This window comes from Cognaticolwellia aestuarii (genome assembly GCF_002000025.1).
GTDB classification, from domain to species: domain Bacteria; phylum Pseudomonadota; class Gammaproteobacteria; order Enterobacterales; family Alteromonadaceae; genus Cognaticolwellia; species Cognaticolwellia aestuarii.
This window is the reverse complement of sequence record NZ_MUZV01000002.1, coordinates 413,597-429,836: the sequence shown is the minus strand read 5'-3', so window position 1 is coordinate 429,836 and position 16,240 is coordinate 413,597. Positions and strand designations below refer to the sequence as shown.

Below are 16,240 nucleotides of genomic sequence, written 5' to 3'. Positions count from 1 at the left end.
AAATCGTTTGTGCATCAACAAGTGATGCTGCTCAATGAATTCTGTCGTGTTTCTATCTATCCGACTAAAGAAGATAAAAACTACATAAAACGTATATTTAAACCCGAAGGCCTAAATGATACTTATTTTTGTGTGACATCATATTAAGCTGTTTTTTTGTTACGTTCTTTCCGAGGAAATAGGTAACTATGTAAAATCAACGTTAATGTGAGTGTCCACACAAATTGCATGATAACTAATTGTTAAAGAAACTTATCGTTAAGATAAGTAGTAAATAATCTCATTCGTTATTTACTTGACTTCGTTGCTGTAGCCCCGAAGCAGGAGGCGTATAATACGCTCTCAGGTTTTAATGTCAACGTTTTTTTGAAAGTTTTTAAACTTTCTTTTCAGAATATTTAAAACCTATCTTTAAAACGTTAAGTTAATCAAATCAGCCTAAACTGCGTACGATAACTTATTAAAACCGCCTCTTCGGCTTGTCCCGAAGAAGTGGAGCGCATTTTAGAGATTTATCGCCCCACGTCAACCGCTAATTGCAATTAAATTGATAAAAGTGGTTTGTTTGCTTTTTTATTGAACAATACGCTGATAAATCAACACTACTTTAGGTAATTACTCGCTTGATTTAACGCATCAAGCTTAATAATGTCTGAAAGTTGCACTTTATGTGGCTCATTAGTATAGCGGCTATCAATTAAAATTCTAGTTTTAATACCTGCATTACTTGCCGCTTGCATATCTGAAGGTTTATCACCAATAAAAATACTTTCAGTTAGGTCAAGAGAAAACTCTTGTTGTGCTTGTATGATCATTCCAGGTTCAGGTTTTCGACAATTACAGGGCATAACAAATTCATTTACCCCTTTTGAAGGGTGATGAGGACAATAATACACTTTACTAACCGTTATTCCCTGATCATTAAAAACATCGACCATCCAGTTAGATAATGTCTCAAAGGTGACTTTGTCGTAATAGCCTCTAGCAATACCTGCCTGATTGGTAATGACAAAAATTTGATAACCTTTAGATACGGCTAATCGACATAAATCGAAAATACCATCAACAAATTCAAAATCTTCAATTTTATGTACATAGCCATGGTCAACATTGATGATGCCATCTCTATCTAAAAATAGTGCTTTATTCATTTAACTCTTCTTAACTCTCAAATTTAGCGCTGCGTATATGAACAAAAGACGAGAAAATCTCGTCTTTCATTGCATTTACTGTAAGCATGCTCAAACTTACATGCAAAGACCACCGTCAATTTCTACTACTCGGCCGGTGAAAAACTCATTTTCAAGAATATAGTTAACGGTATGAGCAATTTCATCCGCTTCACCTAAACGCCCAACCGGCTTCATGCTTTCTAAGCGTTGACGCATTTCAGGTTTCATTGCATCTGTCATTGCCGTGCGAATAACACCAGGAGCAATTGCACCAACACGAATACCGTGACGACCCAGCTCTCTTGCCCATGTAACTGTCATTGCAACGACACCCGCTTTCGATGCGGCATAATTCGTTTGCCCCATATTACCACCACGGGCAATTGACGACATATTGATGATAACGCCTTTGCGTTTACCTTCGATCATGTGAACTGCAGCTTCTCTGCCACACAAAAACACGCCAGTTAAATTGACATCAATGACTGATTGAAATTGATCTAATGACATTTTTTTACTAACAACACCGTCTTTCGCTTTAACAAACATGCCATCACGTAAAATACCAGCATTATTGATCAAGCCATCGATACCTGAGAAGTCGTCATTAATTTTTGCAAACGTCGCTTCTACTTCGCTTTCATTCGTCACATTCGCTAAGTAGTACTTTGCTTGTGAACCTGCTTCTTCAATTAAAGCAACCGTTGTTTGTAGTTGTTCTTCATTGAGATCAATCAAGGCTAACTTAGCACCAGATTTTGCTAAGTTTAATGCCATAGCACGACCTAAACCTTGGCCACCACCCGTAACAACAATTGTTTTATCATTCAAATTCATTTTTTTTCCTTTAATATTCAATTTTTCGGCGCAGTTCCGTTAAAGTGGAATCACGCACGTGTGTTAATTATGAGGTAAACGGTGTGAAGAACCAATCAACCGTTTCTTCAGGAACGTTGTTTATGTTTTCATAGCGCCAATTAGGTGATTTGTCTTTATCAACCAGTAATGCGCGAACGCCCTCTGAAAATTCAGGATATTGACAACAGCGTAAGCTCAAGTTCAATTCACTGGCAAAACATTCCGCTAACGTAAAGTCTTTACTCGATGTTAATTGCTGATAAATCAGTGCTGCAGATAAAGGACTACCGTTTTTTAATTTCTTTTGTGCACTTTGCAGCCACTTATCATCAAATTCTTCATTGATAATGGCGTGATGAATATCAGCACAATTATTATAAGCAGTTAGCCTTGAGATAAGCGCTTCATTACTTTTAACGTTTGAAGCGAGTTCAGTTTCGCTGTTTGCAGAAAACTCAGTTAAAACTTCTGATAATAACGCCGGATTTTTTTCATTATCTTGCCACTGCACCGTGATTAAACGATCAATAATTGCTTGTTGATCTGTGCTATTGACTAACGCGTCAGCTAAACCAATATACTTTGCATCAGCAGCATTAAAAATAGCACCGGTTAATCCCAAAAATAAACCAATATTAGATGGCGTTTTGTTCAGAAACCAACTTGCCCCAACATCTGGATATAAGCCAATGGTAATTTCTGGCATAGCTAATAATGTTTTTTCAGTGACTACTCGATGACTTGCACCAGAGAATAAGCCAATTCCTCCGCCAATAACATAACCATCACCCCAAACCATAACGGGTTTACTGTATTCATGAATAAATTGGTCTAAATAGTATTCTTTGGTAAAAAACTCATACGCTAAGTTATCACGAATGGTTGTTTCATCAAGCACAACAAATTCTTCATTTGGCTGCACCGTTTTACGTTGCTCTGTTAACGCATGATATAAACTAACGACATCGCCACCAGCACAAAATGCTTTATCACCAGCACCTTGTAATATGACTAAAACAACATCGTCGTCATCTTGCCAAAGTGTTAATTGCGTGATTAATAACGTCATCATTTCTAAACTTAATGCATTTAGAGATTTTGGCGAATTTAATTCAGCTATCGCTATTTTTTTATCATTGTTAGTCACTAACTCTTTAAATAATACAACAGACATAGTTCACGCTCTTCTTAGGTAATTTTTATATGATTACTTGCTTGGGTTTTTATAGCCGCTTTTATCGTAAATTTAATAACAATCGGTATAACCATTTTATGACACTAGATTGCTCACATTGTATTAAGCTAAGCTTGCGTCAATTTCAACAACCGTTCTGCCGGTTACCGTGCCATTAACATAGGCGTCAAATGCATTTGGTAAATCAGAAAATTTAATTGTTGTTGGCGCAATAAGTGCTAATTGACTAGGTTTTAAATCACTCGCTAAACGCTGCCATGCTGTTGCCCTAACCGACAATGGCATTTCAACCGAGTTAATACCAAGCAAACTAACACCGCGCAAAATAAATGGCATGACAGTCGATTCAAGTTTGAAACCACCAGCAAGACCGATAGAAGCAATATTGCCCCAGACATTAGTTGTGCGAGTTAACCAAGCTAAGGTCTCACCACCAACATTATCAACTGCCCCGCCCCATTGTGCGTTTTCAAGCGGTTTGGTGCCCATTTCAATATCATTGCGATTGATAAGCTCAACTGCCCCTAACGCTTTTAAGTAAGGCTCTTGTTCTGTTTTACCAGTATAGGCAATCACTTCATAACCGATATTACTCAACATATTGATAGCAAAGCTACCGACACCACCTGTAGCGCCAGTAACCACAATAGGTCCACGCTCTGGAATTTGGCCGTTATCTTCCATACGCTGTATCGCTAGCGCGGCAGTATAACCCGCAGTACCTAATGCCATCACATCACGTAAACTCATACCGTTAGGTAAATTAACCACAGAATCAGCCTTAACACGGGCGAATTCGCTATAGCCACCATCATAAAGCTCAGAGAGTTGTGCGCCACAAACTAAAACTTTATCACCGGTAGTAAAACGGGTGTCTTCTGAGCTGACCACAACACCTGATAAATCAATACCAGCCACTAAAGGGTATGTACGTAAAATGCGTCCTTTACCTGTTGCTGCCAATGCATCTTTATAATTAATGTCTGAATAAGCAACTTTGATCACAACTTCGCCAGCAGTTAAGTCATTAAGACTAATTTGCTCAAAACCACTGGTAATTGTTTTGTCATTTTTATGAATACGAAAGGCAGTAAATTTTTCCGGAACTGACAACATAATACACCCCTTTATTATTTGTTTAGCCGCTCAGTAAGCTGTTTACACAGATGAGCTAATTCTAACTTGGTAAAAGCTTGCACTGGCGTCGACATAACCACATTGCTCAACATAGTTCATTAATACAATCGTTAATGCTTTTATAGCTATGCTTAAAGCACAGTCACACTTAAGGACTCTGCTTTAAGCATAAGTCGATTAATCAGTGATTATAATTAAACAGCCCTTCAGGCATAGCCATTAAGCTTTTACTACCTGCTTCAATAGCAAGAATATGTCCATCGATTCGTGGCAATAATCGTGCAATAAAAAATTCACCAACATACAACTTAGCTTGATAAAAATTTTCATCGGCTTGGTCAGATGACTTTTCTGCCATCATTGCCCACATGTAGGCATAACTTAACAAACCAAAAGCTGCTAGGTAGTCGGTTGCAGATGCACCCACCATATCTTTATCATCACTTTGTAGCGTAATAATTAACTGAGTAATCGCCTTTAATTTCTGTAAAGCACTTGCCAATGGTTTAGTAAAAGCAGCTAATGCTTGTTGTTCAGCATTATTTTCGATGAAGTTGCTTATTTCTGTGAAATATAACTCAAGAAATTTACCCTGGTTAGCAACGACTTTCCGACCCAATAAATCAAGCGCTTGGATCCCGTTAGTGCCTTCGTAGATTTGCGCAATACGTACATCACGAACTAGTTGCTCTTGACCCCATTCACGTACATAACCATGACCACCAAAAACCATTTGCCCTAGATTACAACTTTCATAGGCCATATCGGTCATAAATGCTTTAGCTACAGGTGTTAACAATGCAACGAGTTGCTCGGCTTGTTTTTTTTCATTGTCATCATCAGAAAATTTAACAATATCAAGCTGTTTAGCAACATAAGTTGAGAAACAACGACCACCTTCATTAAAAGCGCGCATCGTTAATAGCATTTTACGAACATCTGGGTGCACAATAAGTGAATCTGCTTTTTTATCTGCTGATTTTACACCCGTAGCACTGCGCCCTTGTATACGTTCAATGGCATATTCTGCTGCTTGCTGATAAGAACTTTCGGCCGCACCTACACCTTGAATGCCCATCCCTAAACGTTCATAGTTCATCATAGTGAACATGTAGTTTAAGCCTTTGTTTTCTTCACCGACTAAAAAGCCTTTCGCACTATCAAAGTTCATGACACAAGTTGCAGAGCCTTTGATGCCCATTTTGTGCTCGATTGAACCACAAGTAACGGGATTTCGAGCACCTAAGCTGCCATCGTCATTTAACAAGAATTTAGGTACGACAAACATAGAAATACCACGCGGCCCTTCTGGTGCGCCCGGTATTTTAGCCAACACTAAGTGTATAATATTCTCGGTTAAATCTTGCTCGCCGCCAGTAATAAATATCTTAGTGCCAGATAAAGCAAAACTGCCATCATCAAGGGGCTCAGCTTTAGCTGTCATTATGCCTAAGTCACTACCAGCATGAGGCTCCGTTAAGCACATGGTGCCAGCCCACTTACCTGAATACATATTTTCCAGGTAAGTTTGCTTCATTTCTGTTGAAGCATGCGCAGACAGCGCTAAACTAGCGCCAGCTGTTAACATAGGGTACAGCGCAAATGAAATAGATGCAGATTGCGTCATTTCTTCGACAAACGATTGCAACATTTTTGGCATTCCCATGCCGCCATGCTCAGGATCACCACTTAATCCTCCCCAGCCACCGTCACAATAAAGCTGATAAGCCTTATCAAAACCATCTGGCGTAGTTACATCACCGTTGGTCCAAGTAGCACCTTGTTCATCGCTATTACGATTTAGAGGGGCGATCACTTCAGAAGTCAGCTTAGCACCTTCTGATAAAATGGCATCAGCGGTGTCTTTGTCAATTAATTCAGCTACCGCAGGCATACGTTGCCATAATTGCTCTGCGTTGAATACTTCATGTAATAAGAACTGCATATCACGCATTGGTGCTTGGTAATTACTCATTTTGCTTCCACCTACATATTGCGACGGTATTGACCGCCGGCATCAAATAATGAACTCACAATTTGTCCTAATGAACAGACTTTACAAGCATCCATCATTAGTTCGAAAATGTTGTCGTGATTAATCGCCGCAGTTTGCAGCTTTTGCAATAATACTTTTACTTCGGCTGCATTGGCTTTTTGTAAGCTTGCTAACATTTCGATTTGGTAGTTTTTCTCTTCTTCTGTCGCACGAATAACTTCATCAGGGACAACCGTTGGTGAGCCTTTAGAGCTTAAGAAAGTATTTACACCAATAATAGGGAACTCACCTGAATGTTTTAAGTGTTCATAATGTAAGCTTTCTTCTTGAATTTTACCGCGTTGATACATAGTTTCCATCGCGCCAAGTACACCGCCACGTTCATTAATACGGTCAAATTCAGTTAATACCGCTTCTTCAACTAGGTCTGTCAGCTCTTCAATAATGAAAGCACCTTGAATTGGGTTTTCATTTTTCGACAAACCTAATTCACGGTTAATAATTAATTGAATTGCCATTGCACGACGGACACTATCTTCGGTTGGTGTAGTGATAGCCTCATCATAAGCATTAGTGTGCAAAGAGTTACAGTTATCATTAATAGCGTAAAGCGCTTGCAGTGTTGTACGAATATCGTTGAAGTCAATCTCTTGTGCATGCAATGAACGGCCTGATGTTTGAATGTGATACTTCAACATTTGTGCGCGGGCATTAGCACCGTATTTATTCTTCATCGCTTTTGACCAAATACGACGAGCAACACGGCCAATAACAGCATACTCTGGGTCTATACCATTTGAGAAGAAAAACGATAAGTTTGGACCAAACTCATTAATATCCATACCACGGCTTAAGTAGTACTCAACAAAAGTAAAACCATTCGCTAAGGTTAATGCTAACTGCGTTATCGGGTTTGCGCCTGCTTCAGCAATATGGTAACCAGAAATTGAGACTGAATAGAAGTTACGTACTCCTTTTTCAATGAAGTATTCTTGAACATCCCCCATTAAACGTAAGGCAAACTCAGTAGAGAAAATACACGTATTCTGCGCTTGGTCTTCTTTAAGAATATCCGCTTGTACCGTACCGCGTACTAAGGTTAATGTTTTCGCCTTAATTTCTTGGTAAATAGGTGCTGGCAATACTTGATCACCGGTAACACCTAGCAACATTAAACCTAAACCGTCATTACCTTCAGGTAATTCGCCTTGGTAACTTGGACGCTCACAACCCTTTTCTTGGTAAATTTTCTTAATTAAAGCCTGGGTTTCTTTTTCTAGACCTTGTTCTGTGATGTAACGTTCACACTGTTGATCAATTGCAGCGTTTAAGAAAAAGCCTAGCAACATAGGAGCTGGACCATTAATAGTCATTGATACTGATGTCATTGCATGCGCTAAATCAAACCCTGAATACAATTTTTTCGCATCATCCAAACAGCAAATTGAAACACCAGCGTTACCAATTTTACCGTAAATATCAGGACGAATCGCAGGATCGTTACCATATAAGGTTACAGAGTCAAATGCGGTTGATAAACGTTTCGCTGGCATACCTTTAGAAACATAATGAAAACGACGGTTAGTTCGCTCTGGGCCACCTTCACCAGCAAACATACGTGTTGGGTCTTCACCTTCACGTTTGAATGGGAACAAGCCCGCAGTGTAAGGGAACTCTCCAGGCACATTTTCTTGCAGACTCCATTTTAAGATATCGCCCCAACCTTGGTATTTCGGCATACTAATTTTTGGAATATCTGAGCCTGATAAGGATTTTGAATGCGTTTGAATTGACAGTTCTTTGTTACGAACTTTAAATTTAAACTCTGGATCTTTATATCGCTGTACTTTGGTCTGCCACTCTTCAAGCAAGAGTTTATTTTTTGGATCTAAATCTAATTCAACTTCTGTATATAAGGCTTGCAGTTGTGAAATCAATTGCGCTGAATTATCTGAGTCAGTTTCCTTCACCGTTTCAATTGACTTATGAATACCGTAAAGCTTTTGCGCAACTTGAGCTTGCTTCTCTACCCAAGCATCATAACCACGGTTATTTTCTGATATTTCAGATAAGTAACGAATACGACTACCTGGAATAACACTACTCTTATTAGCAAGTGTGCCTTCAATCGATAAAACGTCACCAACAATCAAACCTGACTTTGAATTTAGCTCAGTAATAACCGCGTTGTATAGCTCGGTCATACCTCGGTCATTAAATTGTGAAGCAATAGTGCCGTATACAGGTACTTCGTCATCACCTGCTTCAAACATACCACGGTTACGTTTGTATTGTTTTTTCACATCTCGCAAGGCGTCAAGTGCACCACGCTTATCAAACTTGTTTAAAGCAATGATGTCAGCAAAATCAAGCATGTCGATTTTTTCTAGCTGAGTAGCAGCACCGTATTCAGGTGTCATCACATATAAAGAAACATCTGAGTGCTCTTCTATTTCAGTGTCAGATTGACCAATACCTGAAGTTTCTAAAATGATCAGATCGAAGTCTGTCGCTTTTAAAATATCGAGGGTGTCGTTAACATAAACCGATAACGCTAGGTTTGATTGGCGAGTAGCCAAAGAGCGCATATAAACACGGTCATTATTTACCGCATTCATTCGAATACGATCGCCAAGTAATGCACCACCGGTTTTACGTTTAGACGGATCTACAGAAACAATGGCAATTTTACTGTCTTGTGATGCCATTAAAAAGCGACGGATCAATTCATCAACTAATGATGATTTACCCGCACCACCCGTACCTGTTATACCTAACACAGGAGTCGTTGCTGTAGCGGCTATTTTTCGAATTTTATCTAAGGCCGCTTTGTTTTCTTCTGGCGCATTTTCTGCTGCAGAAATTAAACGGGCAATTGCTTGCTTATCATTTTTCTTTAAGCTGGCAACATCATCTTTTTTAACATTAACGCCGGTTTTAAAATCACAACGCTCAAGCATGTCATCAATCATGCCTAATAAACCTAGAGAGCGACCGTCATCAGGTGAGTAAATGCGAGTAATACCGTAATCTTGTAACATTTTGATTTCTTCAGGCAGTATTACACCACCGCCACCACCAACAATACGAATATGCTCACAACCACGCTCTTTTAGTAGGTCATACATATATTTAAAGTATTCATTGTGGCCACCTTGGTATGAAGTCATGGCAATGGCATTAGCGTCTTCTTGAATAGCGGTATTAACAACTTCTTCAACACTGCGGTCATGACCAAGATGAATGACCTCTGCACCGCTTGATTGTAAAATTCGACGCATAATGTTGATAGCCGCATCATGGCCATCAAATAAAGATGCTGCCGTAACAATACGGATCTTATTTTTTAACTGATATCTTTCGGTATTCATCGCAAACTCTCTTATTTTGTCAAAATCGCTTATGTATCAGCCTGCTTAATATCACAATGTAAAAAAACAGCTACATAACCTAGCAATAATTATCTTCATCTTCACAAACTATTAAGTACTAATACGCTAGTTTTAGATGCGAAAATGGATAATAGAAACTTAATGAGAAAATTAAAACACACTAGAAAAGTAATGAACATTGATTTTATTGTTATATTGATGGATTATATTGTTATATATAAAAACATAGGCAAGGATTCAATCAATGGTAAATAGCTCTGCCAACAACGCACATATCATTCGTCTTATCATGCCTATATTTTTGGTTAAAAAACTGCAAAAACACCCATTAACTAAAGGGCTGTATGCGCTATCTTTAGGGCATTCTAAACGAGAAGATAGTTTTAAGGTTACGCAAAGTGGAGGCGAGCAACATGTATTGTTTTATTGTCAATCTGGTCATGCCACTTTAACCATAAACCAGAAGATAAGCACTATTAAACGTGGCGATATTGTTATTATTTCACCAGGACAAGACTTTTATTATCAAGCGAAAAAACAAAGTGGTCATCAGGCCTACTGGATAAACTTCACTGGCTCGTTAGCAAAAGACTTCGCAGAGCGCTTATTAATGAAGATGGATGATGGTATCGCTCATGTGGGGATTCTCAATAACATCATTGCTGATTTCGACTTACTGCTCGAATTAGGTCAACGTGGCTATACCGCGACTAATGTGATTCATGCTGTGCATGTTTTACAGCAATCATTAAGTTTTTTGGCTTTGCAATTACGGCTCAGTGCTTTTAAAGGTAACTCAAGCTTTGACTTAGAAGCAGTTGAGACCTTAATGCGCAATAATTTGCATCAAGACTTAAACTTAGACACCCTAGCGCACTACAGTCAGCTGTCTAAATTTCATTTTGCTAAGAAGTTTAAAGAATTAACAGATACCTCACCAATACAACACTTTATTGGTATGAAGATCCAGCAAGCCTGTATCCGCTTAGACAGCAGCCTTGCCCCGATAAAACAAATTGGTGAAGAACTGGGCTATAGCGATCCTTACTATTTTTCACGACTATTTAAAAAAACAGTAGGCATGTCACCTAAGCAATACCGAGACTCTCGTCATAGTTCATAAAATAGATACAACTAAGCATAAAGGTACTTATTACAACGCTAAGTTTACTATAGCGTTGGCTTAGCCTAAATAGAAAAATACCTACGACCAGTGCCACCATAAACTATTTAAACCAACATGAAACTTAGGTCAAAAAGGACAGCTTAGATACGTTAGCGGACATTACCATAGTCTTACCTAACTACAAGTGAGCCGACAAATAAGACTTAAGTGAATTCAAAATATCAGACGCCAATGAGGTAAACAACATTGTTGACATTTCAACGAACCTGACCCCGCAGGTTTTATCAGCGTCAACCCAAAGCTGAGGTGGTGGTACACAGTGATCAAGGTAGTCAATATGGCAGTGTTGATTACTTAGCGTTTATGAAAGAGCACAACCTTGTTCCGTCAATGAGCCGAGCAGGAAATTGTCATGATAATGCCGTAGCTGAAAGCTTTTTTGCAACAATTAAAAAGCGGATAATTAAACGGAAGATTTACTCAACACGCAATGATGCGAAAGCAGAGATATTTAATTTTATAGAAATGTTTTACAATCCTAAAAAACGTCACTCACATACAGGCGGTGTTTCACCTGCTAAATTTGAGGAAGCGTATTTTTCTGAACTACAAACTGTCTAGTGAAATCTGGGAAGTCCAGTCTATCAAGTAATCATTGTCGAAAAATTCAGACTAACGAGAACATTTCATTACAGTATTCACGCGAGTATTTAACTAAGCTACACCAATACAATTAACTTGAGATGCGTTAAGCGACGCTTAATACTCGTAAAGTAATGGATTAGATATGGCCGAAAGAGTAACAAACAAAGCAATTGTCAGTAGTAGAATTTTTTCTATCAATTATGTCACCTACCCTACTAACCACAGTGTTATGCAGCACAGTGATCCCGTGCAAAAAGGCCGTTATTACAAATTAAACTTTGTTTTGGTTCAGCCTAAAGCGGGTGGCGTGTTCAAATGTTCAAATTGCATTATAAACCTGTTTAACAGAGTTTATTTATTTCGTCCCGATAAGTATGAACACAGTGTTTCAAAAATTGAGTCGGGTAAACGCGTGTTGTTGAGTTTTGCTTTCAATATTTAGCCAAAGCTGATTAAAGCTGGGCAAACTTTCGAATCAAGTTATGGTAAACATTGTGTAAATTGTCCATTTCAGTACGAGAGGTTTTATTTTCTTTAATCAAATTTTGTATGCTTTGATCTAACTGATATAAGTTTTGACGCATGCTCACATCCGTAATCATGCTTTGCATCCAAGTAATTGCTGCTACGCGCTGGCCATTAGTAACCGCGTTAACCTTGTGTAAGCTACTTGAAGGGTAAACAACAGCATAGCCTGCAGGTAACTTTATCGACTGTTGACCAAATTCAGTAGAAATAATTAATTCCCCGCCTTCGTATTCTTCAGGCTCACTTAAAAACGTGGTCATTGATATATCACTTCGAATGACTTCTGCTGTATTAGGTATTCTCATTACAGCAGCATCTACATGGAAACCGTACGCTTGTGCTTCATTGTAACGATTAAAACAAGGTGGAAATATTTTATGAGGTAAAGCAGCTGATACCAATTTTGGTGTTTCGCCAATACGCGCCAATAGCTGGTTAGCTAATTGACGCACACTGTCATTATTGGCATCAGCTTGATTGTTATTTTTTACTGACGCAGCCATACCCATTGCCGTGTTAGCACCATCACCCCATGGGGCATCAGCTAATACGTTACGATAAGCGTTAACTTCTTCAGTTGATAAGATTTTATCAATAACAATCATGTTTTTTCTCTATATTAAAATTCGTATGTTGCTGTTAATTTGGTGCTTGTTGCATTACCCATATACATGAAAGCTCCTGAACGGTAAGCCGCAGTATAGTAAGTTTCGTCAAAAGCATTACCTATGTTTAATCTAAAAGATAAGTCATCGGTCGCATAATAATTAGCAAAAAAGTTAACAACTTGGTAGCTAGGCACAACAATACTGTATCGATTATTTGCACTATCATAACCAGCGGCTGTATCGGGTTGGCCAGCATACATTTCACTTTGATACGCATAATCACCACCAACAACAAACGACTCGTTAATTTCATATCTTAACTGCAAGTAAACACTCTTTTCAGCAAAATTACTTAACACTAAGCCAATGTTACTTTCATTAATAGAGTCGGTAACTTCAGAATCCATTGCCGTTGCAGAAAATTGTACACTTAATGCATCTGTAATATTACCCACTAAGCCAATTTCAATACCTTTAACACGGTTTTCACCTGTATTTAGCGTACCTAAAGTGGCGTAGTCATCATTACCAACACTTTCCATGACGTCAGATTTGGTAATTTGGAAAATAGAGGCAGAAAGTAGAAAGCTATTATCAAGCATCACTTTAGTGCCAATTTCTATGTTTTCTACACGTTCAGGATCTGAAGCCGTAACTTGTGTTGGATCACCACAAATACCACCATAACCACAACTTGCGCCTAAGTCAGACTCACCGCCGTTAATGTTGGTTGCTGTACTGTAGTTAGCATAAATATTAACATCTTCAGAAAAGTCGTAAATTAAACCAACATTACCGTTATACATAGTGTCAGAATAAGCATAAGGTGTAACCACCCCACCTCTTATCACGTCACTATCAAAATCAAAATTGTCAGCTCTGAAGCCATAATAAACATCAAGCTGATCGGTTAAATGAACAGTATCAATCATGTAAAATGAAACAGTTTCAATATCATTGATTGAATCCAGTCCATCACGCTCATAAGTTCTACCCATCAATTGATCAATATTACTTATATAGTCACCCGCGCCATCAACGATACAATGTCCTCCTGAAGGCTCTGGGTTTCTTCTTCCTGGAGGCAACGTACAGTTGTATGGATTAGTATTAGCAATTTTATAAGTACCGTTTTTAACGCTTTCGTCAGTGTACTCAAAACCAAAAACAAAGTTGTTCTCTAAACCAAATAACTCTGTATTTAAAAACAAATTGAATTGGGTGCTCGCATAGTGAACATCTTGATAACCATTATGAGTACTTAACGATACGGTACTGGCACCAGGACCATCAAGATCACTTACATCACGCGTACTAGCACTTGCACCTGTAGTGATATAACCATTTTTGGTTTCACCGTATCGTGTCGCATTATAAAGTGTGACATTATCATTTACTTCATATTCTGTGCGTAACGTAAAAGTTTTTACTTCTGACTTTAAAAAGTCTGCTTCTTGCGCATAAACAGGAATATCATCAACAGGTTCGCGAGTATCACGATTAAAATAACTTCCCAAATCAGGCACATCTTTAGCATCTAAATAATAGCCATCAGCTGTGAAAGATAACTTATTTGATGGCAAATAAACGCCAGATAATTGAACACCATTTCGTTTGCTAGAGGCATCTTCACGATCAGGCTTGTCTTTATCTGACGTTAAGGCATTAATTCGCACAGCCGTGTTTTCAGAAAGTGGCAAGTTATAATCTAATGTTACACGTTGATATTCATCAGTACCTAAACCTGCATCAACACGACCAAAATGATAATTTACCGATGCTTTTTTAGTGATGCTATTGACTGCACCACCTGAAGAACCACGGCCAGCAAATGTAGAGCTCGGACCTTTTGTAATTTCAACACGTTCAGTGGCGAAACTTTCACGAGTACTCATACCTGGATCTCGTAAACCATCAACAAAAACATCACTACGTGCTTCGTGACCACGGATAATGTAACGGTCACCAAAAGCATTACCGTTTTCACCTGTACCTAATGTGATACCTGCTTGTGCAGATAAAATATCTTTAAGATCGGTTTTACCTGATTCTAATAATTGATCTTGTGTTAATACTGTGATTATTTGCGGTGTATCTACAAGTGGCATGGTTCGACGTAAGTCACCAGATTCATCATGTAAATATACTGACGTTTTTACACCATGAACTTTAATTAGCTCTATCGCTTCATCAGATGCATTAATATTTTTCGCTTCGCATTTCGCGCCATTATCTTTTTCGCAGTTTTCCACATTGGTTTCTGCATACACCTGCGTGCTGCTAAATACTAACGCAGCAGCGACAGCTTGCGCACCCAATGTCATTTTATTTTTATGATGAGATTTGATGTGAGATTTCATGTTTTTACTTTTAGACTAAAGCCTTAATTATTGAAGGAGCAAATAATATCCAAACACAAAGGTGAATGCAAACGATAATAGATTTCATTTACACTTGTGTTATCAAGGCTAATGTCATGAGTGCATAAATATGCGCAACATAAAGGCACAAGAAAAATATAAAAAACAAATAGAGTAAGTAAATATTAGGGAAAGCAACAAGTATATGTACTACAAAAATTATAGTACATTAATAGATTGGTTTAATATTAAACATTAAATTTCAGGTAGATAGTTTAGCCTTTATTTGATGACTAACAGCTATTTACTTATAATCTAGCAACCTTATGCATGTTAACAACTAGCATCGATAAACATGCACCAAGGTATTAGCCAACCTTATGGCGCTTTTAACAATTGTTCATTAGTAAATAAAGTATGGTGATAACTCATGCCACTCACCATGAAATAATCTAGTGAATAGCTAATTGCCAACGCCCCGTATAGGTTCGGTCATTGAACGTAGAGGAAGAATTAGACTCTACTGTTTTGTTTATCCTTACTAAACGTGTACCTTGAATTTGAAACTGTGAAGTAATTTGACTTTCTGCTGTCATGGAGAAAAAAATATAAGCACTGCCCTTGCCAGAATAACTCCTACGCGTTTCAAGAGGCGTACCATCATCATCAATGAGCACTTGATAACTGCCTTGAAATTTATTGACATAACCACGCGTTTTTTTATCATCAATGAAACTTTCCAACGGTAATGCAAAGTCGAGTATCCGTACTTGTTTATCCATGTAAGTCACAAAACTCTCACCTTTAAACTCTCCTTGTTTAATATAATCTAAAATCGTTTGTGCCGATGAAAGAATGGGGATCAATGAAGATGCTGATAATATCTCAGCGCCATTTAAAACTGGCGTATCGGCTTCTTCATCATTTAGTTTCAAACGATTTTCTTGCGCTATTTGACTTAACACTGCCTTGGAATAGCTGATATCTAAGCCTTTATCACTTTCGGAGAGTGTTGATTTAATATCACCTGTTTTGAGTTTTATATCTTTTCCTTCACCTCGAGTTTCTGCAAAAGAGACATTTAATAACCCTGAAACTGGCTCGCTACCGTTCAACTTTAGCAACGCCTGTTGTAAGTCAGACAAGCCATCAGCAGATACCTTTTCTGTCAAAATAAAGCTCAGTAGCCCTATCACTTTGAGTAGATTGCAATAAAATTTCAT

11 protein-coding genes and 1 pseudogene are annotated in these 16,240 nt (G+C 38.2%); 3 read left to right on the top strand and 9 right to left on the bottom strand.

Annotated features, from left to right (window positions below):
* Positions 1-602: 602 nt before the first annotated feature.
* The 6 genes from gmhB to B0169_RS05110 all read right to left on the bottom strand — a co-directional run bounded on the left by gmhB (position 603) and on the right by B0169_RS05110 (position 9,729).
* Entirely contained in the window at positions 603-1,151 is a 549-nt protein-coding gene (gene gmhB, locus B0169_RS05135; RefSeq protein WP_077284870.1) for a D-glycero-beta-D-manno-heptose 1,7-bisphosphate 7-phosphatase, read from the bottom strand.
* A 96-nt stretch (positions 1,152-1,247) separates the two neighbouring features.
* Positions 1,248-2,009 (bottom strand): SDR family oxidoreductase, encoded by a 762-nt coding sequence (locus tag B0169_RS05130; protein WP_077284869.1) that lies wholly within the window; start codon positions 2,007-2,009, stop codon positions 1,248-1,250.
* Between the two features lie 67 nt (positions 2,010-2,076).
* On the bottom strand, positions 2,077-3,204 hold the full coding sequence (locus B0169_RS05125; RefSeq protein WP_077284868.1) for an enoyl-CoA hydratase/isomerase family protein: 1,128 nt from the start codon (positions 3,202-3,204) through the stop codon (positions 2,077-2,079).
* A 123-nt stretch (positions 3,205-3,327) separates the two neighbouring features.
* A complete protein-coding gene (locus tag B0169_RS05120) occupies positions 3,328-4,341 on the bottom strand; it encodes an oxidoreductase (protein ID WP_077284867.1) in 1,014 nt (337 codons plus the stop codon).
* 202 nt (positions 4,342-4,543) lie between these two features.
* Positions 4,544-6,337 carry an acyl-CoA dehydrogenase C-terminal domain-containing protein gene (locus B0169_RS05115; RefSeq protein WP_077284866.1) on the bottom strand — a complete coding sequence of 598 codons (1,794 nt, stop codon included), beginning with the start codon at positions 6,335-6,337 and terminating at the stop codon, positions 4,544-4,546.
* An 11-nt stretch (positions 6,338-6,348) separates the two neighbouring features.
* The gene (locus B0169_RS05110) at positions 6,349-9,729 is read right to left on the bottom strand and encodes a methylmalonyl-CoA mutase family protein (RefSeq protein ID WP_077284865.1); all 3,381 of its coding nucleotides are present in this window, start codon (positions 9,727-9,729) and stop codon (positions 6,349-6,351) included.
* A 265-nt stretch (positions 9,730-9,994) separates the two neighbouring features.
* On the opposite strand from B0169_RS05110, the gene B0169_RS05105 reads away from it, so the two are divergent.
* The 3 genes and pseudogenes from B0169_RS05105 (at position 9,995) to B0169_RS05095 (ending at position 11,963) form a co-directional block, all read left to right on the top strand.
* Complete coding sequence (locus B0169_RS05105; protein WP_077284864.1) at positions 9,995-10,873, top strand: AraC family transcriptional regulator; 879 nt, start codon at positions 9,995-9,997, stop codon at positions 10,871-10,873.
* Between the two features lie 285 nt (positions 10,874-11,158).
* Positions 11,159-11,497: pseudogene (locus tag B0169_RS05100) on the top strand (IS3 family transposase); the annotation flags it as partial.
* 166 nt (positions 11,498-11,663) lie between these two features.
* Positions 11,664-11,963 carry a hypothetical protein gene (locus B0169_RS05095; RefSeq protein WP_077284862.1) on the top strand — a complete coding sequence of 100 codons (300 nt, stop codon included), beginning with the start codon at positions 11,664-11,666 and terminating at the stop codon, positions 11,961-11,963.
* A 10-nt stretch (positions 11,964-11,973) separates the two neighbouring features.
* Here the strand turns inward: B0169_RS05095 and B0169_RS05090 are convergent, their stop codons facing one another.
* The 3 genes from B0169_RS05090 to B0169_RS05080 form a co-directional block, all read right to left on the bottom strand.
* A complete protein-coding gene (locus B0169_RS05090; protein ID WP_077284861.1) occupies positions 11,974-12,654 on the bottom strand; it encodes a Fe2+-dependent dioxygenase in 681 nt (226 codons plus the stop codon).
* Positions 12,655-12,668: 14 nt separating this feature from the next.
* A complete protein-coding gene (locus tag B0169_RS05085) occupies positions 12,669-15,017 on the bottom strand; it encodes a TonB-dependent receptor (protein WP_077284860.1) in 2,349 nt (782 codons plus the stop codon).
* Positions 15,018-15,469: 452 nt separating this feature from the next.
* Positions 15,470-16,240, bottom strand: coding sequence for a hypothetical protein (locus B0169_RS05080; protein WP_077284859.1), 771 nt, complete (start codon positions 16,238-16,240; stop codon positions 15,470-15,472).